This window comes from Paracoccus zeaxanthinifaciens ATCC 21588, from assembly GCF_000420145.1.
Classification (GTDB): Bacteria; Pseudomonadota; Alphaproteobacteria; order Rhodobacterales; family Rhodobacteraceae; genus Paracoccus; species Paracoccus zeaxanthinifaciens.
The window spans coordinates 101,729-127,484 of record NZ_ATUJ01000001.1 but is presented as its reverse complement, the minus strand read 5'-3'; the positions used below and the strand labels follow the sequence as shown (position 1 = coordinate 127,484).

The following is a 25,756-nucleotide window of genomic DNA, read 5'->3' as shown; positions in this document are numbered from 1 at the left end:
GCGTCTTCATTCCTTCCCGGCAGCCGAATTGCCGCCGTCATGCCCGCGCAGACCCGTCAGTCTGCCGGCTTCCAAGATCACCTTGTCCGTCAGGCCACCCGCCGCAAGCGCGCCGTGTATGACATGATCACGCCCGAAGGACAAACCCAATTCTGATGCGGTAAGGCACCCGAACCAGCGTCCGCCGGTCGGAGTCCACAGTTTTCCCTTGCCGCGTTCGGACCCGTCGCTGGCCTGGAGAAGCACCTTCGCGCGTCCCTCGGCCAGCCAGCCCTTGACCTTCTCGAAGCCGGCGACGGCCTTTCCGGTCTTTCGCGCCAGCGATACCAGTTCGACAACCCGCCTGGCCAGGCCGTCCTCGACCTGGGCCACGAGGTCGGCGGGCACCGTCACCTTCGTCCGCGCCGCCCGCGAAAAGAGACCCTTCGAGGTCGCCTTTTCAAGCGCGTCGCGATCGGCCGCAACCCAGATGCCGCGGCCGGGCAGTTTCTCGGCCAGGTCGGGAACGACCTGGTCCTCGGGGCCGATCACGAAGCGGATCAGCCCTCTCTTGGGTTGGACCTCGCCCGTCGCTATGCAGCGGCGTTCGGGGTCCTCCCGGTCATTGTTGCGTCCGCCTCGGCTCAATCCTGCCCTCCAGTCCGGGGCGCATCAGGCCCCGGTCTCCTCGTCGTCGATCTCGTCCTCGACCGGCTCTTCCTCGGTCTCGAGTTCGGCCGGATCGACCCAGCCCAACGAAACGCGGGCCGTCATCACGAGGGTCTGCGCCTCTTCCAGGGTGACCTCGAAGGGTTCGAGAAGCCCCTCGTCCTTGACGCGCTGGCCGTTGACGGTGGTCCAGCCACCGGCAAGTTCCCAGTCCGCGCAGGTCGCGAAGTCTTCCAGCGTCTTCACGCCATCCTTGGCAAGCGCCTCGACCATCTGGGGTGTCAGGCCGTCGAATTCAATGAGGCTGTCCTCGGCGCCCAGTTCGCGGGCTGCCGCAAGCGCGGCCTTGTTCTTGGCCTCGAGGACGTCGCGGGCGCGGGCCTGCAGCTCCTCGGCGGTGCCTTCGTCCACGCCCTCGATCGACAGAAGCTCGTCCTGGTCGACATAGGCGACCTCGTCCAGCGTGGTGAAGCCTTCGGCCACCAGCAGCTGGGCGAAGAACTCGTCCAGGTCCAGCGCCTCCATGAACAGGCCGGTGCGGGCGTTGAACTCGGCCTGGCGACGCTTGGATTCCTCCTCGTCGGTCAGGATGTCGATGTCTAGGCCCGTCAGCTGGCTGGCAAGGCGCACGTTCTGGCCGCGGCGGCCGATGGCCAGCGACAGCTGCTCCTCGGGGACGACGACCTCGATCTTGTTGGCTTCCTCGTCGAAGACGACCTTGCTGACCTCGGCGGGCTGCAGGGCGTTCACCAGGAAGGTGGCCTGATCCTCGTTCCAGGGGATGATGTCGATCTTCTCGCCCTGCAATTCGCCGACCACGGCCTGAACGCGGCTGCCGCGCATGCCGACGCAGGCGCCGACCGGGTCGATCGAGTTGTCATAGCTGATGACGGCGATCTTCGCGCGCGAACCGGGGTCGCGGGCCACGGCCTTGATTTCGATGACGCCGTCATAGATTTCCGGCACTTCCATCTTGAACAGCTCGGCCATGAACTGCGGATCGGTGCGCGACAGGAAGATCTGCGGGCCGCGGTTCTCGCGGCGGACATCCTTCACATAGGCGCGGATGCGGTCGTTCGGGCGATAGCTTTCGCGGCCGATCTTCTCGTTGCGGCGCAGGATCGCCTCGCCACGGCCCACATCGACGATGATGTTGCCGTATTCCTCGCGCTTGACGATGCCGTTGATGATGGTGCCGGCACGATCCTTGAATTCCTCGTACTGGCGGTCGCGCTCGGCCTCGCGGACGCGCTGCAGGATGACCTGCTTGGCCGACTGGGCGGCGATGCGGCCCAGTTCCACGGGCGGGACCTGGTCGGTGATCTCGTCGCCGACCTTGGGCTCGTCCAGATAGGGGCGGGCCTGCTCGACGGTCAGTTGCGCCTGGTAGTTCTCGACCTCGTCATCGGCGACGACGGTGCGGACGCGGGTAAAGGTCGCGTTGCCGTTGCGGCGGTCGATCTTCACGCGGATGTCCATCTCGGCCCCGTAGCGCGACTTGGCGGCACGGGCGAGGCTGTCCTCCATGGCTTCGATGACCAGCTCGGGGTCGATCATCTTCTCGCGTGCGACGGCTTCGGCCGTCTGCAGCAGTTCCAGCTGATTGGCAGAGGTGATCGCCATCGCTCACTCCTTCGTTTCGGCGCCGTCTGCGCCATCTTGGTCGTCGGTTTCGATCTCGTCGAAGGCGGTTTCGTCCAGGTTGTCGATCTCGACCCCGGCTTCCTTCTTCTGACGCAGCATTTCCTTGATCAGCTCGTCGGTCAGCACCAGCTTGGCATCCGACAGCCAGTCGAAATCCAGGCCGATCGTGTGCGTCTCGCCGGCTTCCTCGATGTTGATCAGGACCTCGTTGCCCTCGGTGCCTGCAAGGATGCCCTTCCAGCGCTTGCGGCCGTCGATCTGCTGGTTCGTCTCCAGCTTGACCTCGTAGCCCTCGAAGGTCTCGAAATCCTTCATGCGGGTCAGCGGCCGGTCGATGCCGGGGCTGCTGACCTCGAGGTTGTAGGCGTCCTCGACCGGATCCTCGACGTCCAGCGTGGCGCTGACCGCGGTCGAGATCTCGGCGCAGTCGTCCACGTTGATGCCGCCCTCGGGGCGGTCGGCCATGATCTGCAGCAGCGGCGTCTTGCCGCCCTGCAGGCGCACGCGCACCAGTTCGAAGCCCATATCCTCGATCACCGGAATGATGATCTCGGCCAGGCGACGGTCGATCGCGGTCTTGGCGATGAGGTCGTTCGAGACGGGCAGATCGTTCGACATGAGATCCTCTCGGACATGAAAAAGGGGCCGTCAGCGGCCCCCATGCGGAATTTCCGGTGGGCAGGGTTTGGACCCCTGCACCGCTGTCTTGCTGGGCATATAGCGCCGCTTCCCCCCAAATGCAAGCGCGACCGCGATCAGGCGTTGTCGCGCCAGATCCGCCAGTTCAGCCCCGCCGCCACGACCAGCCAGCCCAGATAGGGCAGGATCATCAGCCCCGACAGCCAGTCCAGCCGCCAGAAGGCCAGCGTCATGGCCAGCACCGTCACCAGCAGGGTCAGCATGCAGACCATCGCCAGCGCCATCCGGTGCGCCCCGAAGAACAGCGGCGTCCACAGCGTGTTCAGCGCGATCTGCGCGGCCCACAGCGCCAAGGCCATGCCCGCCCCGGGCAGCGGAGCGATGCGCGATGCGGCATAGGCCGACAGAAGATAGATCGCGGTCCAGGCCACGGGAAACGCCCATTTCGGCGGGGTGAAGCCGGGCTTGCGCAGCCCGTCATACCAGGCGCCGGGCTTGAACACGATGCCGGTCGTCGCGGCGGCCGCGCTTGCCAGCAGGAACACGAGGAACAGGTTCATGCGTCGCGTCCTTCTGTGCCGGCCCTGGCGCGGTCGTCGTCGCGGATCTGGTCCATCACGCCCGCCAGTTCCGCGGTGATGCGGGGTTCGGACAGGGCATGGCCCGATGCGGGCACCAGCCGCAGCTGGCAGCGCCCCCAGCCATCGGCCAGCCGCCATGCGCTGGCGGGTGGGCAGACCATGTCATAGCGGCCCTGAACGATCACGGCGGGAAGATGCTCGATCCGGTGGCGGTCGCGCAGCAGCTGGCCTTCTTCCAAGAAGCAGGCATTGCTGAAGAAGTGATTCTCGAGCCGGGCGAAGGCGCGGGCGTAATCGGCGGGCGCGTGGCTGCCCCCCGACGATTGCAGCCCCGCCAGCGCGTTTTCCCACATCAGCCAGGGCTGCGCGTAACGCGCCTGCCGCGAGGCGTCGGGATCGAACAGCCGCTTGTGATAGGCCGCGATCATGTCGCCGCGTTCGGCTTCAGGGATCGGTTCCTGGAACTGCGCCCACAGGTCGGGGAAGAACCGCCCCGCGCCGCCGCCATAGAACCAGTCCAGCTCGGTCTGCATGCCCAGGAACACGCCGCGCAGCACGAGGCCCGTCACCCGGTCGGGATGCGCCTCGGCATAGGCGACGGCAAGGGTCGCGCCCCAGCTGCCGCCGAACAGCAGCCAGCGGTCGATGCCCAGGCGCGTGCGAATCGTTTCGATATCGGCGACCAGGTGGGGGGTGGTGTTGGCCTCGACCGAGGCCTGGGGCCGGGACCGCCCGCAGCCGCGTTGGTCGAACAGGATGACGCGGAAATGCCTAGGGTCGAAGAAGCGGCGCATGAACGGGCTGCACCCGCCCCCCGGTCCGCCATGCAGCACGACGACGGGTCGTCCGGCGGGGTTGCCGCATTCCTCGACATACAGGGTATGTCCGTCGCCCACCTCCAGCATGTGGCGGGCGAAGGGCTCGGAGGCCGGGTGAAGGCGTCCATGTGACGCGGTGATTTGTCCTGCCAATCGGTCCATGCCCCCTATATAAGACAGACAGACGACGCCTGCCAGAAGGACGCCCGCATGAGCGCCAGCATCGACCCCGCCGAGATCGCCAAGTTCGAGGCCATGGCCGCCGAATGGTGGGACCCGAAGGGCAAGTTCCGCCCGCTGCACCTGATGAACCCCATCCGGCTGGACTACATCACCACCCAGATCGGGACCGAGTTCGGACGCGACCGCCGCGAGGCGCGCCCCTTCGAGGGGCTGCGCGTGCTGGATATCGGCTGCGGCGGCGGGCTGGTCGCGGAACCGATGACCCGGCTGGGCGCCACGGTCGTCGGCGCCGACGCGGCCGAGCTGAACATCAACGTCGCCCGCACCCATGCCGAGGCGCAGGGTCTGGACATCGACTATCGCGCGACCACCGCCGAGGCGCTGGTCGAGGCGGGCGAGGTCTTCGACGTGGTCCTGGCGCTGGAGATCGTCGAGCATGTCGCCGATCCGGCCGAGTTCGTCGCCACCTGCCGCAGGCTGGTCCGTCCCGGCGGGTTGGTGATCCTGTCCACGCTGAACCGCACGACCAAAAGCTTCCTTGCGGCGATTGTGGGCGCGGAATGGGTGATGCGCTGGCTGCCGCGCGGCACGCATGACTGGCAGCGGTTCCCGACGCCGGACGAGTTGGCCGCGATGGCCGAACGCGGCGGGCTGCTGCCCGTCGATCGCTGCGGGATGGTGTTCAACCCCGTCAGCTTCGGCTGGCGGCTGTCCGCGACCGACCTGTCGGTGAACTATCTGCTGACGTCGCGCGCGCCCTGAGCGTCCTCGGCGCTGGGCGGATCCTCCTCCAGCCGGCTGCGCAATTCGCGCAGGACGGGCAGGGCGCTGCGGACCCGGTCGGCGCCGATGTCGCGGACCACGCCCGCGATCAGCGGCATGAAGGCCGCGATCGCCTGGTCGCGGGCCTCGCGCCCCGTGCGGCTGATCGACACGAACTTGCGCCGCGCATCGTCCCAGTCGGGGCGGATATGGATATGCCCCGCCCATTCCAGCCGCGACAGCGTGTTCGTCATCGCGCCGCGGGTGACGTGGAACGCCTCGGCCAGCTGGGCGGGGGTGCGTTCCTCGTTCACATGGGCCAGTAGGTTCAGGACCGAGAAATGCGAAATCTGCATCCCGCGCGGCAACGCCTTGCCGATCAGGTTGCGAGAGAGCTGATCCGCGATCAGCACCTCGGCGAACAGGCTTGCGGCCAGCCCGCCGTTCAGGTGGCCGGCATCATTGCGGTTCACAGGTTTCGTCATAGCCTCGGGGTCCCGCAAAGGGACGGTCATGCGTCAGGGAAGGGATGCGGGAACGTGCATCGCCAACCGCCTGAAGGTCAAGCGAAACCGTCGTGACGCCGGGTTCCGTCCCGCCATCCGCAAGCACCTTGCCCCAGGGGTCGACGACCAGGCTGCGGCCATGGCTGCGGCGGGGTGTCCGGTCTGGGCTGTGCGGGCAGGGATGGGTGCCGCATTGCGCGGGCGCCAGCACGAAGCAGCCCGTCTCGATCGCGCGGGCACGCAGCAGCACCTCCCAATGGGCGGCGCCGGTTTCGGGGTGGAAGGCCGAGGGCACCGTCAGCAGTTGCGCGCCGGCCTGCGCCAGCCGCCGGTACAGGTGCGGAAAGCGCAGGTCGTAGCACACGGTCATGCCCAGCCGCACCCCGCCCGCATCCGCGACGACGGCCCTGTCGCCGGGGCGATAGGCCGCGCTTTCGCGAAAGCTCTCGGTCGGGCTGATGGTGACGTCGAACATGTGCAGCTTGTCGTATCGCGCGGCGACGGTGCCGTCCGGGGCGATCAGCAGGCTGCGATTGGCAAAGCGGCCGTCGGGATCGTCCGTCAGCAGCGCCAGCGATCCGACCATCAGCCATGCGCGCGCGCGCCGCGCCTCGGTCCGCAGGGCGGCCAGGGTCCGGTCGCGATGTTCGGGTTCCAGGACCGCACGCTGCCGGTCGCGCGAGGGCGACAGGATGTTCGTGGCCTCGGGCGTCAGGATCAGCCCTGCGCCCGAGGCTGCGGCCTCGCGGATCAGCGGGATCGTGGTCTGCAGGTTCGCTGCGGGGTCGTCCCCCACGCTCAGCTGCACCAGCCCCACCGTCAGCGAGGCAGGGGCCATCAGGCCGCGCCCTTCAGCAGCGGGTCCAGCTTGCCCGCGCGGTCCATGGCATACAGCTCGTCGCAGCCGCCGACATGGAAATCGCCCACGAAGATCTGCGGGACGCTGCGCTTGCCCGCGCGCTTGGTCATCGCCTCGCGCAGGGCGGGATCGGCGCCCACGTCGGTTTCCTCGTAGGACACGCCCTTCTGGTTCAGCAGCTGCTTGGCGCGGATGCAGAAGGGGCAGGTGCGGGTGGTGAAGATCTCGATCCGGGGTTGGGTCATGTCGGTCCTTTCTGTCTGGACGCCTTATCTAGTGTTCCTTGAGCGACCTTGCCAGAACCACCACCGAAACAGGCCCCGAGCCGGCCTGCAGCAGCGCATGCGACGCCGCCGAGATCGTCCCCCCCGAGGCCATCACGTCGTCGACCAGCAGCACCGGCCTGTCCTGCAACGCCGCGATCTGCCCCTGCGCGACGGCAAAGGCGTCGGTCTGGTTGGCGATGCGCTCCAGCCTGCCGCGCCGGTCCTGCGACTGCGTGTGGCGCGTCCTGCGCAGCATCGTCGGGTGATGCGGCAGGTCCAGGTCCCGCGCCAGCCGCGCGGCCAGCTGCGCCGCCTGGTTGTAGCGCCGCCTGAGCAGCCTGCGCGGATGGATGGGGATGGGCACGACGATCTGGTCGGGCTCGACCAGTGGCAGGGCGGCGCGGGCCAGCCAGCCCGCAAGCGGCGGCACCATGTCCAGCCTGTCGCCATGCTTCAGCCCCAGGATCAGCCGCCGTGCCGTCCCGCCATAGACCATCGCCGCCCGTCCGCGCGACCAGGGGCGCGGGGCATCGAGGCAGTCGTCGCAGACGATGCCCGACGCCTCGGCCAGGCCGTCATCGGGCAGGGGCACCCCGCAGCAGTCACAGACCGACCGCCACAGGAATTCGGCCCCGGGCCAGCAGTCGGGGCACAGCTGCACGTCGCCCGTGGGGGCGACGGCCGCGCCGCAGCACAGGCATTGGGGCGGATATATCAGCGCCAGCGCGGCTTTAACCGCCCCCGAAAGCGCCCTATGTTGAAGCGTCATGAAAATTCCCGATCCCCGGACCCGACCGAACCTGACCGACCGAGACGCCCTGCTGCGCCAGCGTGCGCGCGCGCAGGCCCAGGGCATGGTCGATCTGTTCCACCAGATCGCCGCCGACGAGATCGAGGATAGGCTGATCGAGGTTAACAGAAGTTTTACGCGCATCGCGATCGTGACGGGCTTTCCGGACCTGTGGCAGGCACGCTTTCCGGGGCCGCGGGTCGTCGCGGACGACGCGGTGCTGGATCTTGAACCCGCTGCGCATGACCTGGTGATCCACGCGATGGCGCTGCACTGGGCCGACGATCCGGTGGGCCAGATCGCGCAATGCCGCCGGGCGCTGATGCCGGATGGGCTTTTCATGGGCGTGGCCTTCGGGAACCAGACCCTGCAGGAACTGCGCGGCGCGCTGGCCCAGGCCGAGGCCGAGGTGACGGGTGGCCTTGCCCCCCGCATCCTGCCCATGGGTGAGATCCGCGATCTGGGCGGCCTGCTGCAGCGGGGCGGGCTGGCGCTGCCGGTGGCCGACCTGTTGAGCCAGCGTGCCAGCTATCGCGACATCCTGCACCTTGCCCACGACCTGCGGGCCATGGGCGAGGGGAACGCGATGGCGGCCCGGTTGCGGCGGCCGACCTCTCGGGCGGTCTTCGCGCGGGCGGGGGCGATCATGGCCGAACACCATGCCGACCGCGACGATCCGTCCCGTGTCGCAGTCACCTTCGATCTGGTCTTTCTGACCGGATGGGCCCCGGCCGAAAACCAGCAGAAACCCCTCAGGCCCGGCTCGGCCAAGACCTCGTTGGCCGATGCGCTGAACCAGTTCAGGAAGAACGACGAATGAAACCGACCCACGCGCCCGCGGACCACCCCGGCATCAAGCCCGGCAAGACCGGCATCCTCATCGCGAACCTGGGGACGCCGGACAATTACGACTACTGGTCGATGCGGCGATACCTGAACGAGTTCCTGTCCGACCGCCGGGTGATCGACCTGCCGCGCTGGAAATGGCAGCCGCTGCTGCAGGGGATCATCCTGACCTTCCGGCCCTTCAGTTCCGGCAAGAACTACAAGTCGATCTGGAACGAGGAAGCGAACGAGAGCCCGCTGGCCACGATCACCAAGTCCCAGACCCGCATGCTGGCCCAGATGGCCGAGGCGGAATGGGGCGACCGGGTGATGGTCGATTACTGCATGCGCTACGGGAACCCCTCGACGCATGACGTGCTGGACCGGATGGTGAAGGCGGGGTGCCGGCGGATCGTGTTCCTGCCGCTCTATCCGCAATATGCGGGGCCGACCTCGGCCACGGCGAACGACCAGCTGTTCCGCGCCGCGATGGAGCAGACCTGGCAGCCCGCCATCCGCACCTGCGAGCCCTATGTGGACCGCCCCGACTATATCGCGGCGCTGGCCGACAGCGTGCGGCGCACGCTGGGCGACCGCATCCCGTCCAAGCTGGTCGCGTCCTATCACGGCATGCCCAAGCGTTACCTGATGCAGGGCGACCCGTATCACTGCCAGTGCCAGAAGACCTCTCGCCTGCTGCGCGAGGCGCTGGGCTGGCCCGAGGGCGTGATCGACACGACCTTCCAGTCGGTCTTCGGCAAGGAGGAATGGCTGCGCCCCTATACGGTCGAGCATGTGGCCGAACTGGCAAGGCAGGGCCACAGCGACATCGCCGTCATCTCGCCCGCCTTCTCGTCGGACTGCATCGAGACGCTGGAGGAGATCAACGGCGAGATCTTCGAAGCCTACGAAGAGGCCGGCGGCCACGGCTTCACCTATATCCCCTGCCTGAACGACGACGAGGCGCATGTCCGCATGATGCTGGAGATCGTGCGCGAGAACATCCACGGCTGGGTGTGACGCGAAGGGGGCGGCATCGCTGCCGCCCCCCTCCGGATTCAGGCCATGACCAGGACCTGGGTGCCAAGCTTGGCGAAGCCGAACAGCTCGGCGATGTGTTCGTTATAGAGACCGATGCACCCGTTCGAGGATTTGCGCCCGATCTTGCGCGTGTCATGCGTGCCGTGGATGCGGTAATACTGCCAGGACAGCCACAGCGCATGCGTCCCCAGGGGGTTGTCCGGCCCAGGCGGCACGAAATCCGGCCATTCGGGGTTGCGCTTCTTCATGTCCGGCGTCGGTGCCCAGCTGGGACCGTCGACCTTCTTGATGATCTCGGTCCGGCCGGTGCGGGTCAGTTCCGCGCTGACCGGGATCGAGCTGGGATAGACGCGATAGGTGTTCCCGTCCTCGGACCAGTAATGCACCGCGCGCGAGGTCAGGTCGCACAGGATCGCGCCATTGGCCAGCGTCTCGAAATGGGGGCGCCAGTCCTGCATGCGGAAGCTGGAGATGTTGTGCTGCGGGCCGCTGTTCACCGGTGCGGCGGGCGTCGCCGGAACGGCCTCGGCCGCGGGCAGGGGCTGGCCGGTATAGGGGTCGTATTGCTGCGCGCGCGCCGGAACGGCAAGCGCCGCGGCGCCGAATGCGGCGGCCGAACCGAGAAAGGCCCGGCGGTCGAAGGACGATCTGCTCATCTGCTCTGATCCGTTGCTTGGTTCCCGCTTCACGGGCGGGTTGTCTGCCCGCAGAATAGCCCGCCGCTCGATTCGCCACAAACCCCGAAGGTCGCGGGGGCGTCACGCTCGCGGTCACGTGAAGTTGCGTTTGATGCGCGGGCCGGGTTTGGATAATGCTCGGGACGACAATCTTCGAGGGACGCGAGGAAAACCATGCAATTCAAGGCGATCGCCGTCGCAGGCATGCTGCTGGCATCGGGCTGCACGCCGTATCACCTGCAGCAGCAGCTTCCGCAGGCGCCGCAGCCCGTTGCGGCACCCGTCGCACCGGTCGATGACAGGGCCGCGATCGGTGACCGGGTGTTGCAGCAGATCAACACGCTGCGCGGCAATATCGGCCAGCCGCCCCTGACGCCGAACGACCAGCTGAAGGCTGCGGCGCTGGCCCATGCCCGCGACATGTCGGCCCAGAACCGGGCATGGCACTGGGGCTCGGACGGGTCGTCGCCGCTGGACCGTGCGCGCAGGGCGGGGTTCCAGGGATCGCTGGTGGGCGAGAACATCTCGGAGACCTATGAGAACGAGATCGAGACCCTGTCGGCCTGGATGAGCACGCGCGACACCCGCGATGTCATCATGGACCCGGGCGCGACGCAGCTTGGCTTCGACTGGTACAAGGAGCCGTCGGGCAAGCTGTGGTGGGTTCTGCTGACCGGCAGCTGAGCCCGGATGTGAAAAGGCCCCGCGAGTGGCGGGGCCGTCGGGGTCAGGCGGTGATCACGATGGGGATGCCCGGCGGGACCATCGCATAGATCTCCTCGATCTCCTCGTCGGTGACGGCGATGCAGCCGGCCGTCCAGTCGCGGCGGCGCGGGAACAGGTTGTTCCCCTCGGGGCCGCGGCCATGGATGAAGATGTCGCCACCGGGGCTGCGGCCCTGGGATTCGGCAAAGGCGCGGTCGTTCGGGTTGGGATAGGACACGCCGACCGACAGGTGGAACGCGCTGCGCGGGTTGAACCGGTCGATATAGTACACGCCCTCAGGGGTCTTGCCGTCGCCTTCGAACTGCTTGTGGCCCATGGGCGCGAAGCCCAGGCTGACATCGTAGGATTTGACGACGGTATTGCCGCTGACAAGGTACAGCTTGCGCGCACCCTTGTTCACGTTGATCTGCGTCACCGGCGGCCCGGAATAGCGCTGGAACTTGCTGGGCTCCTGCGGCTTGCCGCAAGCGGCCAGCAGCGCAAGCGCCGACAAGGTGAAACTCCGACGAGTCGTTCTGCCCATCACTGCCTCTGAGACGTGTTCTTGTTTGTTGAGATATCTGGATACCACAAGCTGCCGTATCGTGCCTAGCCGCGCCTTAAGCCAGCGTTAAATGCGCGACAATTTCGACATGTGGCGAAAAGCGGAACTGGTCGATCACGCGCAGCGATTCGATCCGGTATCCCGCATCGACCAAGATGCGCGCATCCTTGGAGAAATTCACCGGATCACAGGCGACGAAGGCCAGTCGGGGCACGCGCGCATGGGCGATCTGGGCCACCTGTGCCGCGGCACCGGCCCGTGGCGGATCGATCACGATCGCGTCAAATTCCGTCAGCTCGTCGGGCAGAAGCGGGCGGCGGGCCAGGTCGCGCAGCTCGGTCGTGACGCGGCGCAGGCCGCTGGCCGCGCGCCAGGCCGAATCAAGCGCGCGCAGTGGCGCGTCCAGCCCCTCGACCGCGTGCATCTCGGCGGTTTCCGCAAGGGGCAGGGTGAAGGTCCCGCAGCCGGAAAAGAGATCCGCGATCCGCGATGCGCCCTGCGTGATGCGGCGCACCTCGGACAACAGCGCGGCCTCGCCCTCGGCGGTGGCCTGCAGGAAGGCGGCGGGCGGCGGAACCATGCGGGCGCGACCCATCGGCAGGGCGGGGGCGCGACGGGTGATTGATTCGCCGTCCCATGTCAGGCGCGCAAGATCGCCCTCTTCGGCCAAGGCCGCCAGTGCCGCGAACAGCGCAGGCTCCATCGGCTTGCCGCCGGTGACGGTCACGTCCAACCCCTCGGGGGTGTGGATGACCGTCAGCGTCAGTTCGGCCTGCCGGGACGCCCCCGTCACGACCACCCGCCTCAGCAGCGGCAGGGCGGCCATGATCGCAGGGTGCAGGATGTGGCATTCGGCCAGGTCCACGATCACGTCGGATGCACGGGCGTGGAAGCCCAGCAGCGCGCCCTTCTTCGTGCGCTTGCCCGACAGGACCGCGCGCCTGCGCGATTGCAGCGGAGAGGTGTCGACCCCGTCCACCCGCGCCTCGATCCCGTGGGCGGCAAGGGCGGCGGCGACCACCTGCGCCTTCCATTCCGCGGTGAATCCCTCGGAGGCGTGCATCAGCGAGCAGCCCCCGCAGGCGCGGTAATGCGTGCAGATCGGGCGGACCCGGTCGGGCGAGGGCGTGACGATCTTCGGTTGCGCGATCCGGCCGTCCGCGACCTCGCCCGCGATTTCTTCGCCCGGCAGGGTCAGGGGTGCCAGCGCGCGTTCGTCGCCACGCAGGGCCACGCCGTCGCCGCGACGGCCCAGCCGTTCGATGGTCCAGTTCATTCGGCCGCCTCCTCGGTGCCCAGGAAGCCGCCCGATTGCCGGTTCCAGTAGCGCGCGTAAAGCCCGTTCTGCGCCAGCAGTTCATCGTGGCTGCCCTGTTCGACGATGCGGCCGCCATCCAGCACCACGATCCGGTCCAGTTCCGCGATGGTGGACAGGCGGTGCGCGATGGCCAGCACCGTCTTGCCCCGCATCGCGCGGGTCAGCGCGTCCTGGACCTGGGCCTCGACCTCGCTGTCGAGGGCGCTGGTCGCCTCGTCCAGGACCAGGATCGGGGCGTCCTTCAGAAAGGCGCGGGCGATGGCGATGCGCTGGCGCTGGCCGCCCGACAGCTTGACCCCGCGTTCGCCCAGATGGGCGTCGTATCCCTTGCGGCCGGCGTGATCCTCCAGCCCCAAGATGAAGTCATGCGCCTCGGCGGCCTTGGCGGCGGCGACGATGTCGTCCTGCGACGCGCCGGGCCGACCATACAGGATGTTGTCGCGGGCCGAGCGGTTGAACATCGCGGTTTCCTGCGTGACCATCGCGATCTGGCGGCGCAGGCTGTCCTGCCGGATGCGGCGCAGGTCGCGCCCGTCCAGCCGGATCGATCCCGTCTCGACATCATAGAGCCGCAGCAGCAGCGCCACGAGGGTCGATTTCCCGGCCCCCGAAGCGCCCACGATGCCGATCTTCTGGCCGGGTTCGATCACCAGGTCCAGGTCCTGCAACCCGCCCGCGCGGCGACCATAGGCGAAGCCCACGCCCGCGAACTCGATCCGGCCATCGGCACGCTCGATCGCGGTGGCGTCGGGGGCGTCCGACAGCGCGTGGGGCGGCGACAGGGTCTTCATCCCGTCCTCGACCTCGCCGATATTGCCCCACATGCCCATCAGCGCCATGCTGACCCAGCCGGTCATCTGCGATAGCCGCAGCGCGATCGCCCCCGAGGCCGCGACATCGCCCACGCTGGCCATGCCGTCGCGCCACAGGATGACCGAGCCGCCGACCAGGATCACCGGCAGGATGCCCGCCACGAACATCAGCGAGAAGCGGAACCAGGTGGACACCACCCCGAAATCCAGCGCGCGTTCGCGGAACCCCGCCATCGCGCCAAGGGCTGCCTGGTCCTCGTGGTCGTCATGGGCGAACAGCTTGACTGTCTTGATGTTGGTGATCGTGTCCACGACCTGTCCGGTGACCATCGCGCGGGCCGATGCGCGCGCGCCCGATTTCGCCCGGATGCGCGGCAGGAAGAAGCGGATCAGCCCCAGATAGGCGCCAAACCACACCACCAGCGCAAGCGCCCCCCAGCCATCGACCGAGATCAGGAACGCGGCCGATCCCAGCACCGAGGCGAGGGCGAAGGCCACGACGTTCACCAGTTCCGATGCGACATCGGTGACGGCGCGCGCGGTCTGCATCTGCTTCTGCGCCAGCCGCCCGGCGAAATCGTTGTCGAAGAAGGTGACGGACTGTCCCATCGTCCAGCGATGCAGCCGCGACAGCACGAGGGGCAGCACGTTCGGCCCGACGATGACGCTGCTGCTGGCGGTGGACAGCCCGAAGATGGCGGGACGCAGCAGCAGGAAGAAGGCGATGAACAGGATCATCGCGGTCCAGTTGTCGGCCCAGAAGCTGCCGGGCGTGCTGCCGGTGACCGCATCGACCATCAGCCCCAGCAGCATGGCCGAGATCACGTCCGCAAGCCCGCCCATCGCGGATGCGACCGCGGCAAAGCCCAGGCCCTTCCATGCGCCCGACAGGCACCAGCGGAAGAAGGCCAGCAGCGTGCGCGGCGGGGGGCCGTCTGCGGGACGGAAGGCGTCGACCATGCGACCCATGCGGGCGTGAAGGTTCATGCGGTCTCCTCGGCGGCGGCGATGGCGGTGTCGATCAGGGCGGGTGCGGGCAGCACGAAGCCCGAGGCGATCCAGGCGGCCTCGGCGGCGCGAAGGCCGCGCCCGATGGCGGGGCCGCGCAGGGGGGCAAGATCCGCCGCGGCGATCGGCAGGCGCGCGGATCGCGCCCGTTCCAGCTGCGCACGCCATTCTGGGGGCAGGGGCATGCCGCGCGCGGCGGTCAGCACGGCATGGTCGCGCGCGGCATCGGGGTCCATGCGGTAACCGGCCTCGTCCAGGGACCAGTCGGCGGCGGCGCGCAGGGCCTGCTGGTGGCGGGCCTCGGCCTTGGACAGGCGCAGGGCATCGGCGGCATCGGTGCCAAGCGCGGCCAGCCGGCGCGGCCAGCGGGGCGGTTCCTCCAGCGCGATCTCGGTCGCGACCAGGTCGGCCAGCGCATCGGCATCGGCGTCCGGCAGCAGATGCGCCAGCACCCCCGTCCGCGCCATCAGCGCGACCGAGGCGCGCGGATCCGGTGCGGCCAGCAGCTTGCGCATCTCGGCGCCGATGCGTTCGCGGGCGATGCGGTCCAGCCCGCCCGCCAGCGCGGCGCAGGCATCGACGGCCTGCGGGTCCGCATCGTCGCCATACCAGGCCAGGAAGCGGAAGAAGCGCAGGATGCGCAGGTAATCCTCGGCGATGCGGCGTTCGGGATCGCCCACGAAGCGCAGCCGCCGCGCCGCAAGGTCGGGCAGCCCGCCCATCGGATCCAGCACCGCGCCGTCGGGGCCCGCATACAGCGCGTTCATCGTGAAGTCGCGCCGCGCCGCATCCTCGGCCAGGTCGTCCGAGAAGCTGACGACCGCGTGGCGGCCATCGGTTTCCACGTCGCGGCGCAGGGTCGTGATCTCGTATCCCTTGCCGCCCGCGACCAGCGTGACGGTGCCGTGGTCGATGCCGGTCGGAACCGCGCGCAGGCCCGCATCCGCTGCCATCGCCATGACCCGCTGCGGCAGCGCGTCGGTCGCGATGTCGATATCGTCCACCGGCTGATCCAGCAGCGCGTTGCGCACCGCGCCGCCGACCAGCCAGGCGCGCGCGCCGTCACGGGTCAGCACGCCCAGCACGCGGCGCAGGTCGGGATCGTCCATGATGCGGGCGGGCATCCGGGTCATCGCGCCAGCCTTTCGGACAGGCCGAACAGGATGCGCGCGGTCGCGCCCCACAGGTAATACGGCCCGAAGGGCGCTGCCTGATAGGCCCGCCACCCGCCGCGCCAGCGCCTGCGATGAATGACATAGCGGTCGGGATCGGCGACATGGGCGAAGGGCAGGGTGAAGACTTCCTGCACCTCTCCGGGTTCGGGGCGCGGATCGAAGGGGCCGGTGATCAGCCCGACGATGGGCGTGACGGCGAAGCCCGTCACCGTGCGGTGCATGGGAAGCGTGCCGAGGATGGTGACGGATGCAGGGTCGAGGCCGACTTCCTCCCGGGCCTCGCGCAGGGCGGCGGCGGTCTCGTCGGCATCGGATGGATCGACCTTGCCGCCGGGCAGGGCGATCTGGCCCGGATGATGGCGCAGGCCCGATGCGCGCTTGGTCAGCACCAGCCGCCCGTCATCTGCGTGAAAGGCGGCCAGGACCCCCGCCCGGCGCAGGGGCGCATCGGGCGGGGTCGCGTCGGGGTTCAGGTCGTAATCCGAACTGGCCGCGCCCGACGCGGCAAGGGCCCGGCGCAGGGTATCGCCGGACCAGTCGGGAATCACTGCCCCTCCTTCGGGTCCGGCTGGGCCTCCACGGGGTTGCCTTCGTGATCGACGGTCGCCTCGAACCCCAGGCTGCTGGGGTCGAATTCGTAATGCGCGCCGCAGAACTGGCAATCGGCGGTCACGATCCCCTCGTCGGTGGTCATGTGATCGATATCCTTGGCGGAATAGATCGACAGCGTGCCGCGCACCCGGTCCGAGCTGCACGAGCAGCCGAACTCGACCGGCTGGGGGTCGTAGACGCGCGGGGCCTCTTCGTGGAACAGGCGCACCAGCAGGTCGGTCGGCCCGACCGAGGGGCCGATCAGCTCCAGCGTCTCGACGGTGTCCAGCAGCATGTTGGCGCGGTTCCAGTCCTCGGATTCGCCGCCCTGCAGGATGTCGGCGGCCTCGATCAGGCCGTCCTTGCCGCTGCCGCCCTCGGGGCCGACCTGCGGCTGGGCGGGCAGGGTCTGCAGCATCACGCCGCCCGCGCGCCACTGCGCGTCGCTGCCCGGCAGGTGCGAATGGCCCGAGGCCAGGCTGAAGCGCGTCGGAAGCTGTTCAGACTGCGCGAAATAGGTCTGTGCACAGGCTGACAGCGACCCGCCCGCCAGGGGCGTGATCCCCTGATAGGGCGTGCTGCCCTGGCCCTGGTCGATCAGGATCGCGAAATACCCGTCGCCGATCTGCTCGAAGGGCTGCGAGGCGTCGAGCCGATCCTCGTCGAAGCTGGCCCAGGCGCGGATGCGCGCGGGCTTGCCGTCGGATTCCGGGGCATAGTAATCCGCCGCCAGCGTGCGGATCGCGCCGGTGCCGCGGACCTGCAGGCTCAGCTTCCAGCGCAGCTTCATGGTGGGGCCGATCAGCGCGGTCAGCAGCGCGATCTCGGCCACCAGCGCGGCGACGGGCGCGGGATAGTCGTGGCGGGTGAGGATGTGGTCCAGAACGCCGTCCAGCCGGGCCACGCGGCCGCGGATGTCCGAGCGGTCCAGCTGAAACGGCAGGACCGTATCGTCCCAGGCTATCTGGTTGATCTTGTTCATCAGGCTTCCTTGAAATTCTTGTCCGGGGGGCGAAGCGCCGGGTCGGGGCCCAATATAGGCGATTTTGCGGCGATCCCAAGGGCCCGGCTTTCGCCCGCAGGACATGCGCGGTATCACCGGGGCGCATATCGCCGCCAGGGGGAACAAGCCATGATTCCGCGTTTCGGACCGCCGCCGCTTGCCACGCGCCGCTATCGCAGGCGGGCGGGGGCCTATGCGATCCTGTGGCGCGAGGGGCGGATCCTGCTGACCTTCCAGCGGCAGCCCGAACATGAATTCCAGCTGCCCGGCGGGGGGATCGATCCGGGCGAATCCCCAATCCGCGCGCTGCATCGCGAGGTCTTCGAGGAAACCGGCTGGCGGATCGGGCACGCGCAGCGGATCGGTGCCTATCGCCGGTTCTGCCACATGCCCGAACTTGGCTTCCACGCCGAGAAGCGCTGCGAGATCTGGGCCGCGCGCCCGACGCTGCGCATCGGACCGCCGACCGAACCGGGCCACAGCGCGCATTGGGTCACCCCCCACGAGGCGCTGGACCTGCTGGAGGATGCGGGTTCGCTGGCCGCGCTCAGGGCCTGGCTGGCCTGACGGGCATGGGGGTGACGCGGCTGTCGCCCCGCATCTCGATCAGGACGGCGGACACGTCGTCCAGCCTTTCGCCGCGGCTGTATTCCGACACCGACCAGGCCATCGATTCCAGGAACCCGTGACCCGATAGGAAGGCGTTGGTGCGCAGGATCGCCTCCAGCCCCTCGTCGCCCAGCTGCACGCCGTTCGGGGACGCGGCCTCGGTCACCCCGTCCGAGGTGATCAGAAGGCGGTCCCCCGGTTCCAGCCGCAGCTCCATCTCGTCGAAGATCGGGCGTTCGAAGACGCCGATGGGCATGCCGCCTTGGCCCAGATGCTCGACCCGGCCGTCGGCGCGTTGCAGCACGGGATGGGGGTGGCCCGCCTGCACCATGCGCAGTTGCCCCGTGACGTGGTTCAGTTCGGCATAGATCATCGTGAAGTAGCTGTCGGTGTTCATCTCCTCGAGCATCATGCCGTTGAAGAAATGCGCCAGCGCGCCGGGGCCGCGCGGATCGACCCCGCCCTGCGCGGCGCGCAGCGCGACGTTCAGGTCCGACGATCCCGACAGGTGCACCGACAGCTGCGCGGTCAGCAGCGCGGCCGTGACGCCATGCCCCGACACGTCCAGCGCATAGACCCCGATCCAGTCCCCCGCGATCGGAAAGAACCCGACGAGGTCGCCGCCGATATGGCCCGCCGGACGCAGAAGCAGGCTGATGTCGATCTGGCCGAAGCGGCCCGACCGTTCGCGCACCAGGCCCTGCTGCAGCTTGCGTGCCTCGCGCAGGTCGCGTTCCATCGCGGCCTGGGTTTCCGACAGCTGGGCCATCGCGCTGCGCAGACGGGAGTTGGTGGCGCGCAGGTCGTCCTCGATCCGGCGCATGCGTTCGGCGGCGGCAAGACGCGCGAGCAGTTCGGGGCGCGCGACGGGAAGCGACAGGAAATCGTCCACCCCGGCGGCAAGCCCCGCAGCCATCCCGTCATCGCTGCGGTCGGGCGTCAGCAGCAGGAAATAGCCGTAATGCGGCCCCGGCCGAGAGCGGAAGTCGCGGCACAGGTCCAGCCCCGTCATGTCGGGCAGGGCCGCCGCGGACAGAAGGATGTCGGGCTGGCGGGCATCGACGGATCGCAGGGCATCGGCGCCGGTATCGACCAGCGTGCAATCGACCCCCGCCGCGTCCAGCAGGTCGGCCAGCGCCTTGCGGCAGACCCCGTTCGGCCCCGCAAGCAATGCCTGCCGTCGCAGCGGGGCTGGCGCGGTCGCCTTGGTGCGTGATGAGGGATTCGCGGCTTTCATGGCATCGTCTCTAGCGCGTTCGGCGTAAAGAAGCCGTAAAGCGCGCAACAGACGACCGCTAAACTTGCGCGGATTTCGGCGGCGCGGGTCGCGCCGCCGAGGACGCGTCAGACCAGAAGCTCGGACAGGATGCCGTCATTGGTGATGTCGCGGAAGTTGAACCCGCCCTCGGTCAGGCGCTCCATCAGCGATGTCAGGTTCGCGGGGGCCGTCGTCTCGATCCCGATCAGGACCGAGCCGAAGTTCCGCGCGGATTTCTTTAGGTATTCGAAGCGGGCGATGTCGTCGTCGGGGCCCAGAAGCTGCAACAGGTCGCGCAGCGCACCCGGACGCTGCGGCATGCGCAGGACGAAATATTTCTTCAGCCCCGAGAAGCGCTGCGCGCGTTCCTTGACCTCGGGCAGGCGCTCGAAGTCGAAATTCCCGCCCGAGCAGACTACGACCACGGTCTTGTCGGTCAGATCGCCCATGTCGGCCAGCACGTCCAGCGCCAGCGCGCCCGCGGGTTCCAGCACGATGCCCTCGGCGTTCAGCATCTCCAGCATGGTGCCGCAGATGCGGTCCTCGGGTGCCAGGAAGACCTGATCGGACGAGAAATGCGACAGGTGCTCGTAGGGCAAGGCGCCCAGCTTGGCCACGGCGGCCCCGTCGACGAAGCTGTCGACCGCGTTCAGCGCGACCGGCTTGCCGGTCTGCAGGGCGGCCTGCAGGCTGGCGCCGCCTTCGGGTTCGGCGAATGCGAACTGCGTTTCAGGGCACAGCCCGCGAAGATAGCGGGTGACGCCCGATGCAAGGCCGCCGCCGCCCACGGGCAGCACCACCAGGTCGGGCGCGCAGCCCAGCTGGTCCAGCATCTCCATCCCGACGGTCGCCTGACCCTCGATCACGTCTGGCGCGTCGAAGGGTGACAGGAAGGCCGCGCCCTGTTCGGCGCAGAAGGCCTGGGCCGCCGCCAGCGTCTGGTCGAAATAGTCGCCGGTCAGCACGATCTCGATGGCGTCGCCGCCGAAGACGCGCGTCTTCTGGATCTTCTGCTGGGGGGTGGTGACGGGCATGAAGATCGTGCCCTTGGCGCCGAAATGGCGGCAGGCATAGGCCACGCCCTGCGCGTGGTTGCCCGCGCTGGCGCAGACGAAATGGCCGGGTGCGCCGGGGCGGACCAGCTTGCGCATGGCGTTGAACGCGCCGCGCAGCTTGTAGCTGCGCACCGGTGTCAGATCCTCGCGCTTCAGCCAGATGTCGGCACCGAACTTGGCAGACAGGTGGTCGTTGCGCTGCAGGGGCGTGGGCTCGAACAGGTCGCGAAGCGCGGCCTCGGCTTTCTGGACGGAGGCGACAAAATTTTCCATGGCCAAGGCCATGCCGCGAAAGAGGGCGCTTGGCAAGGGCTCAGCGCAGATCGCGACCTTCGACGAAATGACCCCAGAGCGTGGTCAGCACCGAAAGCGACAGCATGAAGGTGGCCCATGACATCACGCCGAATGCCAGCACGCCCCCGACATTCGGCTGAGTCGGGGACATCACCCGTGCGGAAAGCAGCGCAAGGCCCCCCTGCGCCATCACGTAGACAAGGCCGAGCGCCAGGAAGCTGCGCATGTGACCGCGGGTGGCCCGCCATGCCGTCTTGATCGCCGGGATCTGGCCAAGCGCCGCACCGGGAAAGGCGGTGGCCAACCGAAGGGCGAAGGCGGCGGCCAGCGTGAGGCCCAGCAACATGAACGCCAGCAGGGGGATGCCGGCGGAGAGACTGATGGTGACATCTCCGAACAGCGCGAAAAGCTGCGAGGCCGCAAGCACGCCCATCACCACCGTCATGACCAACAGCAGGCTGAACAGAAGGCCCGTCAGGGCATAGGAAAGCACCTGCCGCCAACGCCCGCGCGCAATCAACCGGGGCGGTTCGCCCAGCAGGACATGCCGGTGCCAGGACACGGCGGTCGGCAGCAGGACCAGCCAGATCAGCAGATCGGCAAACGTCTTTGCGTCCCTCCACTGCGATGCCTCCAGAAGACCGAACTGCGCCTCGACGGCCTGCGTCTTGGCCGTGATGATCTGCGTGGCCGCCACGACGACCAGGTAGGGCAGCCCAATCCGCAGGGTGGCGCGCGGGTCGCGGAACAGCATCGGCACCGAATGGCGCAGAAGGCGGAAGGCCAGCATGAAAATGCCCTTATTGAATGCCGTCCGACCGTAATCCGTGTCGAACCCTTGTGACAACGCGCGGAACGCCGTATTCCCTGCGAAAATTCGATGAAGGGTTAACCGCATGACCGACGCGCCGAAAAAAGTCGTCCTAGCCTATTCGGGCGGATTGGACACCTCGATCATCCTGAAATGGCTGCAGACCGAATACGGCTGCGAGGTCATCACCTTCACTGCCGATCTGGGGCAGGGCGAGGAACTGGAGCCGGCCCGCGCCAAGGCCGAGATGCTGGGCATCGCCCCCGAGAACATCCATATCGAGGATCTGCGCGAGGAATTCGTGCGCGATTTCGTCTTCCCGATGTTCCGCGCCAATGCGCTGTACGAGGGGCTGTACCTGCTGGGCACCTCGATCGCGCGGCCGCTGATCTCGCAGCGCCTGGTCGAGCTGGCGAAGAAGCATGGTGCCGATGCCGTGGCCCATGGCGCGACCGGCAAGGGCAACGATCAGGTCCGGTTCGAGCTGTCGGCCTATGCGCTGGACCCGTCGATCAAGGTCATTGCGCCCTGGCGTGAATGGGACCTGACCAGCCGCACCAAGCTGATCGAGTTCGCCGAACAGAACCAGATCCCGATCGCCAAGGACAAGCGCGGCGAGGCGCCCTTCAGCGTGGACGCGAACCTGCTGCACACCAGCAGCGAGGGCAAGGCGCTGGAGAACCCCGCCGATGCCGCGCCCGAATATGTCTATCAGCGCACCGTCGCCCCCGAGGATGCCCCCGAGACGCCCGAGTTCATCGAGGTGACCTTCGAGAAGGGCGATGCGGTCGCCATCGACGGCGAGGCGATGTCGCCCGCCACGATCCTGACCAAGCTGAACGAGCTGGGCGGCAAGCACGGCATCGGTCGCCTGGACTTCGTGGAAAACCGCTTTGTCGGCATGAAGTCGCGCGGCATCTACGAGACGCCCGGCGGCACCGTCCTGCTGGAGGCCCATCGCGGGATCGAGCAGATCACGCTGGACAGCGGCGCAGGCCACCTCAAGGACAGCCTGATGCCCCGCTATGCCGAGCTGATTTATAACGGTTTCTGGTTCAGCCCCGAGCGCGAGATGCTGCAGGCCGCCATCGACAAGTCGCAGGAACATGTCAGCGGCACCGTCCGCCTGAAACTGTACAAGGGCAGCGCGACCTGCGTGGGCCGCTGGTCGGATCATTCGCTCTATTCCGAGGCGCATGTCACCTTCGAGGATGACGCCGGCGCCTACGACCAGAAGGACGCGGCGGGCTTCATCAAGCTGAACGCCCTGCGCCTGAAGCTGGTCGCGAACCGCAACGCCCGCTTCAAATAAGCGCCGCGAAACGCGTTTGCACGGCCCCGTCGGACCTTCGTCCGGCGGGGTTTCCTTTTGCGCCGCGCCTCGTCAGATTGGCCGCGCATCATCGAAAGGCCGCCCCATGACCCGTCCCGCCCGCATCGCCATCCTGACCGTCAGCGACCGCGCCGCCAGCGGCGAATACGAGGACAAGGGCGGTCCCGGGGCCGAGGCCTGGCTGCGCGGGGTTATCACCTCGGACATGGCAATCGACCGGCATGTCGTCCCCGACGGCCGAGAGATCGTGGCCGCGAAGCTGCGCGAACTTGCGGACGGGGAAGGCGGCGCGGACCTGATCCTTGTGACCGGCGGGACCGGCCCCGCGCCGCGCGACCTGACCCCCGAGGCCGTGTCCGAAGTGGCCGAGCGCGAATATCCGGGCTTTGGCGAGGAAATGCGCCGTGCATCGCTGCGCGAGGTGCCGACCGCGATCCTGTCGCGCCAGACCGCCGTCAGTCGCGGCCGGACGCTGATCATCACCATCCCCGGCAAGCCCTCGGCCATCGCGACCTGTCTGGACGCGGTCTTCGCCGCCGTCCCCTATTGCCTGGACCTGCTGGGCGCTGCCCGTATCGAGACCGACCCCGCCCGGATCGAGGCGTTCAGGCCCAGGGCGAAGTGACCGGCCTCAGGTCGAGGGTCCGGAGGATGTCGTCGCAATCGACGGTGAAATCCTCTCCTTGGCCCTCGGCCACGACGAAGCCGTAATGCATTCCCATCAGGTCGGTGAAATCCTTCCACAGGTTGTTGAACCTGCTGGGGGGCTGGATCGTCAGAAGCATCATGTCGTCTGCGCCCAGCAGCAGCGCATGGGCAAGCGCGCTGCCCTCGACCCCGACAACGGTGGAAGCGTTGGACAGCTTCTGGCGGATGGCGCCCAGGTTGTCGCGTTGCGGGTCGACCACTTCGAATCCCTTTGCGCTAAGCATGTCGACCATTTCGCCTTCGTTGCGCAATCGCCTCGCTTGGCCCGACGATCCGCGCGTGATCACGACGCCTTGGCCGCCGCCCGTATCCAACCGCAGACTGTCCCGCAGCCGCTTCATCCGCTGGCGGCGGTGATCGGTCATACCGTGGTCCTGAAAGACCCAAGCCTCGGCAAGATCGACATCGCCGATCTCGTGGCAGGTCGCGCCCAGGGCCTGCCCATAGGCGCGGACATGAGGCCAGTCCGGTCGCTGGACAGCCTTGGGGCGGCAGACCAGACCGAATTCCGCGGCCATCAGCGCCGTCACATTGTCGTCGACGACGCGGTGCCCGAAATAGAGGTCGCTGACGGGCGTGCCGACAAGCGCGACCGTATCCTCGATCCGTTGCTGGGTGCGGCCCCGGATGCGCGGAGAGTGTCGCCCGACCATCTGGTGCATCGTCCCGGCGGCGAACAGCGTTCCGCCCAGAAGCTGTGCATCGACAAGACGAAAGGCCAGTGTCGGATCGTGAACGACCTCCGAGCAATCGATGCGCAGCAATTCATAGGCAATCGATGTGTCGGCCTGCGCGGCGACAATCCTGTCCAGCTGGCCGGGAAGGTATAACGCCCTGCTGCGCCGCGAAACCTCGGACGGGGCAAGGACCACGACCTCGGCTGCGGCCTCGGCAAGCCCGCGTGATCTTCCGGCGATGCGCTTGACGCGGTGGGTCAGTGGAACAAAAGACATCATGACAGGGAACCGGGAACCGTACCTGCGAACTATACCCCAATTCCCTTGCATGTCACGCATCTTGAGCCGGGTGCGGAAAGGTCGGGGCTGTCTCGGCGTCAAATCGCCGCCGGGGCAAACTCAGCCGAAGACGGCCAGCGCCAGGGGGGCGATGATCGCCGTCAGCACGGCGTTCAGCCCCATCCCGATGCCCGAGAACGCGCCGGCGGTCTGGTTCACCTGGAATGCGCGGGCGGTCCCGATCCCGTGGGCCGCGACGCCGATGGCGAAGCCGCGCGCACGCCAGTCGCGGATGCGCAGCAGGTCCAGAAGCGGCGTGACTACCACCGCGCCGAAGATGCCGGTCAGCAGGACCATCACGGCGGTCAGCGTGGGCTCCCCTCCCAACCGCTCGGCGATGCCGATGGCAACGGGGGCGGTCGTGGATTTCGGCGCAAGCGATGCCAGCACGGTGCCCTCGACGCCCATGGCGCGGGCGATGGCCAGTGCGCTGATCACCGCCGTTCCCGACCCCGCCAGCAGCGCCGCGATCATCGGCAGGGCCGCGCGGCGCAGGCGGTGCAGGTTGTCCAGCAGCGGCAGGCCCAGGGCGACCGTCGCGGGGCCCAGCATGAAATGCACGAACTGCGCGCCCTCGAAATAGGTCGCGTAATCCGTGCCCGTCAGGGACAGCAGCGCCCCCAGCAGGATCACCGCGATCATCACCGGGTTCGCCCAGCTCTGGCCGCCGGTCGCGCGCGAACAGGCGGTCCCGGCAAGATAGGCCAGAAGCGTGGCGGTCAGCCAGATCAGGGGTTCCTGCGTCAGGTAGGACCAGATCATCGCGCCCCCCACCCGGATTTCACGGCGTTCGGGTCGGTCGTGCCGGTCAGTCGCGACACCCATTGAAAGACCAGCGCCCCGATCGCGATGGCCAGCACGGTCGAAACCGCGATCGCCACGGCCAGCGCGACGCCCTGTTCGCGGATCAGCGCCAGATGCGCCACCACCCCCACGCCCGCGGGCACGAAGAACAGCGACAGGTTTGCCAGCAGGCCTTCGGCGACGGGGCGGATGCGGGCGGTCAGCCGTGGCCGCATCGCGCAGGCGGCCACCATCAGGATCATGCCCAGCACGGGGCCGGGCACGGGAAGGCCAAGGGCGCGGGTCGCGATCTCGCCCGCAAGCTGGAAGCAGAGGATGATGGCAAGGCCGGGGATCATGCCGCAGGATACTGCGCCACATTGCCCTGCGCCAGCCCCGTTCATCTTGTGGAGGGGCCGGCGAAACCCCGCCAGATATGGGGTTGCGGTTGACTTGCCGATGCGGGATTGGGA

General features: G+C 68.1%; 29 protein-coding genes. 7 read left to right on the top strand and 22 right to left on the bottom strand.

Annotation, left to right across the window (positions count from 1 at the left end; translation table 11 throughout):
• Positions 1–6: 6 nt before the first annotated feature.
• The 5 genes from F804_RS0100665 to pip all read right to left on the bottom strand — a co-directional run bounded on the left by F804_RS0100665 (position 7) and on the right by pip (position 4,492).
• Positions 7–627: an RNA-binding protein gene (locus F804_RS0100665; RefSeq protein ID WP_022705812.1), complete on the bottom strand. Its 621-nt coding sequence runs from the start codon at positions 625–627 to the stop codon at positions 7–9.
• Positions 628–651: 24 nt separating this feature from the next.
• Complete coding sequence (gene nusA, locus F804_RS0100660) at positions 652–2,271, bottom strand: transcription termination factor NusA (protein ID WP_022705811.1); 1,620 nt, start codon at positions 2,269–2,271, stop codon at positions 652–654.
• Between the two features lie 3 nt (positions 2,272–2,274).
• Positions 2,275–2,910 carry a ribosome maturation factor RimP gene (rimP, locus tag F804_RS0100655; protein WP_022705810.1) on the bottom strand — a complete coding sequence of 212 codons (636 nt, stop codon included), beginning with the start codon at positions 2,908–2,910 and terminating at the stop codon, positions 2,275–2,277.
• A 137-nt stretch (positions 2,911–3,047) separates the two neighbouring features.
• The gene (gene tspO, locus F804_RS0100650; RefSeq protein ID WP_022705809.1) at positions 3,048–3,491 is read right to left on the bottom strand and encodes a tryptophan-rich sensory protein TspO; all 444 of its coding nucleotides are present in this window, start codon (positions 3,489–3,491) and stop codon (positions 3,048–3,050) included.
• Positions 3,488–4,492, bottom strand: a complete 1,005-nt coding sequence (pip, locus tag F804_RS15180) for a prolyl aminopeptidase (protein WP_022705808.1) — start codon at positions 4,490–4,492, stop codon at positions 3,488–3,490. The genes tspO and pip overlap by 4 nt, the downstream gene beginning before the upstream one ends.
• 48 nt (positions 4,493–4,540) lie before the next feature.
• On the opposite strand from pip, the gene ubiG reads away from it, so the two are divergent.
• Positions 4,541–5,275, top strand: coding sequence for a bifunctional 2-polyprenyl-6-hydroxyphenol methylase/3-demethylubiquinol 3-O-methyltransferase UbiG (gene ubiG / locus F804_RS0100640; protein WP_022705807.1), 735 nt, complete (start codon positions 4,541–4,543; stop codon positions 5,273–5,275).
• Here ubiG and F804_RS15175 read toward each other — a convergent pair.
• The 4 genes from F804_RS15175 to F804_RS0100620 are packed head-to-tail and all read right to left on the bottom strand — an operon-like array spanning position 5,248 to position 7,675.
• Entirely contained in the window at positions 5,248–5,760 is a 513-nt protein-coding gene (locus tag F804_RS15175; RefSeq protein WP_022705806.1) for a MarR family winged helix-turn-helix transcriptional regulator, read from the bottom strand. The genes ubiG and F804_RS15175 overlap by 28 nt on opposite strands.
• Positions 5,735–6,604, bottom strand: a complete 870-nt coding sequence (locus tag F804_RS0100630) for a carbon-nitrogen hydrolase family protein (RefSeq protein WP_156845184.1) — start codon at positions 6,602–6,604, stop codon at positions 5,735–5,737. Before F804_RS0100630 ends, F804_RS15175 begins: the two co-directional genes overlap by 26 nt.
• 14 nt (positions 6,605–6,618) lie before the next feature.
• Positions 6,619–6,885 (bottom strand): glutaredoxin 3, encoded by a 267-nt coding sequence (grxC, locus tag F804_RS0100625; RefSeq protein ID WP_022705804.1) that lies wholly within the window; start codon positions 6,883–6,885, stop codon positions 6,619–6,621.
• Positions 6,886–6,913: 28 nt separating this feature from the next.
• Positions 6,914–7,675 carry a ComF family protein gene (locus F804_RS0100620; protein ID WP_022705803.1) on the bottom strand — a complete coding sequence of 254 codons (762 nt, stop codon included), beginning with the start codon at positions 7,673–7,675 and terminating at the stop codon, positions 6,914–6,916.
• On the opposite strand from F804_RS0100620, the gene F804_RS0100615 reads away from it, so the two are divergent.
• Both F804_RS0100615 and hemH read left to right on the top strand, forming a co-directional pair.
• Positions 7,674–8,516 (top strand): methyltransferase domain-containing protein, encoded by an 843-nt coding sequence (locus F804_RS0100615; protein ID WP_022705802.1) that lies wholly within the window; start codon positions 7,674–7,676, stop codon positions 8,514–8,516. The two genes, F804_RS0100620 and F804_RS0100615, sit on opposite strands and share 2 nt — an antisense overlap.
• Positions 8,513–9,541: a ferrochelatase gene (hemH, locus tag F804_RS0100610; protein WP_022705801.1), complete on the top strand. Its 1,029-nt coding sequence runs from the start codon at positions 8,513–8,515 to the stop codon at positions 9,539–9,541. The genes F804_RS0100615 and hemH overlap by 4 nt, the downstream gene beginning before the upstream one ends.
• Before the next feature lie 38 nt (positions 9,542–9,579).
• Here hemH and F804_RS0100605 read toward each other — a convergent pair whose 3' ends face one another.
• Entirely contained in the window at positions 9,580–10,218 is a 639-nt protein-coding gene (locus F804_RS0100605) for a L,D-transpeptidase (RefSeq protein ID WP_022705800.1), read from the bottom strand.
• Between the two features lie 195 nt (positions 10,219–10,413).
• Between F804_RS0100605 and dalA the strand changes: the two genes are divergently transcribed.
• A complete protein-coding gene (dalA, locus tag F804_RS15170) occupies positions 10,414–10,923 on the top strand; it encodes a divisome-associated lipoprotein DalA (protein ID WP_022705799.1) in 510 nt (169 codons plus the stop codon).
• A 43-nt stretch (positions 10,924–10,966) separates the two neighbouring features.
• On the opposite strand, the gene F804_RS0100595 is transcribed toward dalA, so the two are convergent.
• From F804_RS0100595 to hslO, 6 genes are all read right to left on the bottom strand, one after another.
• Entirely contained in the window at positions 10,967–11,488 is a 522-nt protein-coding gene (locus F804_RS0100595; protein ID WP_022705798.1) for a L,D-transpeptidase family protein, read from the bottom strand.
• A gap of 76 nt (positions 11,489–11,564) precedes the next feature.
• Positions 11,565–12,785: a class I SAM-dependent RNA methyltransferase gene (locus F804_RS0100590; protein WP_022705797.1), complete on the bottom strand. Its 1,221-nt coding sequence runs from the start codon at positions 12,783–12,785 to the stop codon at positions 11,565–11,567.
• Positions 12,782–14,626, bottom strand: a complete 1,845-nt coding sequence (locus F804_RS0100585; RefSeq protein ID WP_022705796.1) for an ABC transporter ATP-binding protein — start codon at positions 14,624–14,626, stop codon at positions 12,782–12,784. Before F804_RS0100585 ends, F804_RS0100590 begins: the two co-directional genes overlap by 4 nt.
• Complete coding sequence (locus F804_RS0100580; protein WP_022705795.1) at positions 14,623–15,780, bottom strand: CCA tRNA nucleotidyltransferase; 1,158 nt, start codon at positions 15,778–15,780, stop codon at positions 14,623–14,625. The genes F804_RS0100585 and F804_RS0100580 overlap by 4 nt, the downstream gene beginning before the upstream one ends.
• The gene (locus tag F804_RS0100575; RefSeq protein ID WP_022705794.1) at positions 15,777–16,370 is read right to left on the bottom strand and encodes an NUDIX hydrolase; all 594 of its coding nucleotides are present in this window, start codon (positions 16,368–16,370) and stop codon (positions 15,777–15,779) included. The genes F804_RS0100580 and F804_RS0100575 overlap by 4 nt, the downstream gene beginning before the upstream one ends.
• On the bottom strand, positions 16,367–17,395 hold the full coding sequence (gene hslO / locus F804_RS0100570; protein ID WP_022705793.1) for an Hsp33 family molecular chaperone HslO: 1,029 nt from the start codon (positions 17,393–17,395) through the stop codon (positions 16,367–16,369). The genes F804_RS0100575 and hslO overlap by 4 nt, the downstream gene beginning before the upstream one ends.
• 150 nt (positions 17,396–17,545) lie before the next feature.
• Here hslO and F804_RS0100565 point away from each other — a divergent pair, with 150 nt between their 5' ends.
• The gene (locus F804_RS0100565) at positions 17,546–17,983 is read left to right on the top strand and encodes an NUDIX domain-containing protein (protein ID WP_022705792.1); all 438 of its coding nucleotides are present in this window, start codon (positions 17,546–17,548) and stop codon (positions 17,981–17,983) included.
• Here the strand turns inward: F804_RS0100565 and F804_RS15165 are convergent.
• The 3 genes from F804_RS15165 to F804_RS0100550 all read right to left on the bottom strand — a co-directional run bounded on the left by F804_RS15165 (position 17,964) and on the right by F804_RS0100550 (position 21,422).
• A complete protein-coding gene (locus F804_RS15165) occupies positions 17,964–19,262 on the bottom strand; it encodes a PP2C family protein-serine/threonine phosphatase (RefSeq protein ID WP_084686350.1) in 1,299 nt (432 codons plus the stop codon). The two genes, F804_RS0100565 and F804_RS15165, sit on opposite strands and share 20 nt — an antisense overlap.
• A 107-nt stretch (positions 19,263–19,369) precedes the next feature.
• The gene (gene ilvA, locus F804_RS0100555) at positions 19,370–20,611 is read right to left on the bottom strand and encodes a threonine ammonia-lyase IlvA (protein WP_022705790.1); all 1,242 of its coding nucleotides are present in this window, start codon (positions 20,609–20,611) and stop codon (positions 19,370–19,372) included.
• A 40-nt stretch (positions 20,612–20,651) separates the two neighbouring features.
• The gene (locus F804_RS0100550; protein WP_022705789.1) at positions 20,652–21,422 is read right to left on the bottom strand and encodes a hypothetical protein; all 771 of its coding nucleotides are present in this window, start codon (positions 21,420–21,422) and stop codon (positions 20,652–20,654) included.
• A gap of 106 nt (positions 21,423–21,528) precedes the next feature.
• Between F804_RS0100550 and F804_RS0100545 the strand changes: the two genes are divergently transcribed.
• Both F804_RS0100545 and mog read left to right on the top strand, forming a co-directional pair.
• Entirely contained in the window at positions 21,529–22,755 is a 1,227-nt protein-coding gene (locus F804_RS0100545) for an argininosuccinate synthase (protein ID WP_022705788.1), read from the top strand.
• A 106-nt stretch (positions 22,756–22,861) separates the two neighbouring features.
• On the top strand, positions 22,862–23,401 hold the full coding sequence (gene mog / locus F804_RS0100540) for a molybdopterin adenylyltransferase (RefSeq protein ID WP_022705787.1): 540 nt from the start codon (positions 22,862–22,864) through the stop codon (positions 23,399–23,401).
• Here the strand turns inward: mog and F804_RS0100535 are convergent.
• The 3 genes from F804_RS0100535 to F804_RS0100525 all read right to left on the bottom strand — a co-directional run bounded on the left by F804_RS0100535 (position 23,382) and on the right by F804_RS0100525 (position 25,642).
• Positions 23,382–24,437, bottom strand: coding sequence for a glycosyltransferase 61 family protein (locus F804_RS0100535; protein ID WP_169447668.1), 1,056 nt, complete (start codon positions 24,435–24,437; stop codon positions 23,382–23,384). The genes mog and F804_RS0100535 overlap by 20 nt on opposite strands.
• A 123-nt stretch (positions 24,438–24,560) precedes the next feature.
• Positions 24,561–25,262, bottom strand: coding sequence for an LrgB family protein (locus tag F804_RS0100530; RefSeq protein ID WP_040595485.1), 702 nt, complete (start codon positions 25,260–25,262; stop codon positions 24,561–24,563).
• Complete coding sequence (locus tag F804_RS0100525) at positions 25,259–25,642, bottom strand: CidA/LrgA family protein (protein ID WP_022705784.1); 384 nt, start codon at positions 25,640–25,642, stop codon at positions 25,259–25,261. Before F804_RS0100525 ends, F804_RS0100530 begins: the two co-directional genes overlap by 4 nt.
• Positions 25,643–25,756: the final 114 nt, after the last annotated feature.

What these genes read in the sequence shown, in the direction of transcription:
- F804_RS0100550 (WP_022705789.1), bottom strand. Translation starts at nt 21,422, where the DNA reads ATGCTGGCCTTCCGCCTTCTGCGCCATTCGGTGCCGATGCTGTTCCGC.
- F804_RS0100565 (WP_022705792.1), top strand. Translation starts at nt 17,546, where the DNA reads ATGATTCCGCGTTTCGGACCGCCGCCGCTTGCCACGCGCCGCTATCGC.
- pip (WP_022705808.1), bottom strand. Translation starts at nt 4,492, where the DNA reads ATGGACCGATTGGCAGGACAAATCACCGCGTCACATGGACGCCTTCAC.
- F804_RS0100535 (WP_169447668.1), bottom strand. Translation starts at nt 24,437, where the DNA reads ATGTCTTTTGTTCCACTGACCCACCGCGTCAAGCGCATCGCCGGAAGA.
- F804_RS15165 (WP_084686350.1), bottom strand. Translation starts at nt 19,262, where the DNA reads ATGAAAGCCGCGAATCCCTCATCACGCACCAAGGCGACCGCGCCAGCC.
- F804_RS0100615 (WP_022705802.1), top strand. Translation starts at nt 7,674, where the DNA reads ATGAAAATTCCCGATCCCCGGACCCGACCGAACCTGACCGACCGAGAC.
- F804_RS0100595 (WP_022705798.1), bottom strand. Translation starts at nt 11,488, where the DNA reads ATGGGCAGAACGACTCGTCGGAGTTTCACCTTGTCGGCGCTTGCGCTG.
- ilvA (WP_022705790.1), bottom strand. Translation starts at nt 20,611, where the DNA reads ATGGAAAATTTTGTCGCCTCCGTCCAGAAAGCCGAGGCCGCGCTTCGC.
- ubiG (WP_022705807.1), top strand. Translation starts at nt 4,541, where the DNA reads ATGAGCGCCAGCATCGACCCCGCCGAGATCGCCAAGTTCGAGGCCATG.
- mog (WP_022705787.1), top strand. Translation starts at nt 22,862, where the DNA reads ATGACCCGTCCCGCCCGCATCGCCATCCTGACCGTCAGCGACCGCGCC.
- F804_RS0100545 (WP_022705788.1), top strand. Translation starts at nt 21,529, where the DNA reads ATGACCGACGCGCCGAAAAAAGTCGTCCTAGCCTATTCGGGCGGATTG.
- F804_RS0100590 (WP_022705797.1), bottom strand. Translation starts at nt 12,785, where the DNA reads ATGAACTGGACCATCGAACGGCTGGGCCGTCGCGGCGACGGCGTGGCC.
- F804_RS0100605 (WP_022705800.1), bottom strand. Translation starts at nt 10,218, where the DNA reads ATGAGCAGATCGTCCTTCGACCGCCGGGCCTTTCTCGGTTCGGCCGCC.
- F804_RS0100585 (WP_022705796.1), bottom strand. Translation starts at nt 14,626, where the DNA reads ATGAACCTTCACGCCCGCATGGGTCGCATGGTCGACGCCTTCCGTCCC.
- F804_RS0100580 (WP_022705795.1), bottom strand. Translation starts at nt 15,780, where the DNA reads ATGACCCGGATGCCCGCCCGCATCATGGACGATCCCGACCTGCGCCGC.
- hslO (WP_022705793.1), bottom strand. Translation starts at nt 17,395, where the DNA reads ATGAACAAGATCAACCAGATAGCCTGGGACGATACGGTCCTGCCGTTT.
- F804_RS0100530 (WP_040595485.1), bottom strand. Translation starts at nt 25,262, where the DNA reads ATGATCTGGTCCTACCTGACGCAGGAACCCCTGATCTGGCTGACCGCC.
- hemH (WP_022705801.1), top strand. Translation starts at nt 8,513, where the DNA reads ATGAAACCGACCCACGCGCCCGCGGACCACCCCGGCATCAAGCCCGGC.
- grxC (WP_022705804.1), bottom strand. Translation starts at nt 6,885, where the DNA reads ATGACCCAACCCCGGATCGAGATCTTCACCACCCGCACCTGCCCCTTC.
- F804_RS15175 (WP_022705806.1), bottom strand. Translation starts at nt 5,760, where the DNA reads ATGACGAAACCTGTGAACCGCAATGATGCCGGCCACCTGAACGGCGGG.
- tspO (WP_022705809.1), bottom strand. Translation starts at nt 3,491, where the DNA reads ATGAACCTGTTCCTCGTGTTCCTGCTGGCAAGCGCGGCCGCCGCGACG.
- rimP (WP_022705810.1), bottom strand. Translation starts at nt 2,910, where the DNA reads ATGTCGAACGATCTGCCCGTCTCGAACGACCTCATCGCCAAGACCGCG.
- F804_RS0100525 (WP_022705784.1), bottom strand. Translation starts at nt 25,642, where the DNA reads ATGATCCCCGGCCTTGCCATCATCCTCTGCTTCCAGCTTGCGGGCGAG.
- F804_RS0100620 (WP_022705803.1), bottom strand. Translation starts at nt 7,675, where the DNA reads ATGACGCTTCAACATAGGGCGCTTTCGGGGGCGGTTAAAGCCGCGCTG.
- nusA (WP_022705811.1), bottom strand. Translation starts at nt 2,271, where the DNA reads ATGGCGATCACCTCTGCCAATCAGCTGGAACTGCTGCAGACGGCCGAA.
- dalA (WP_022705799.1), top strand. Translation starts at nt 10,414, where the DNA reads ATGCAATTCAAGGCGATCGCCGTCGCAGGCATGCTGCTGGCATCGGGC.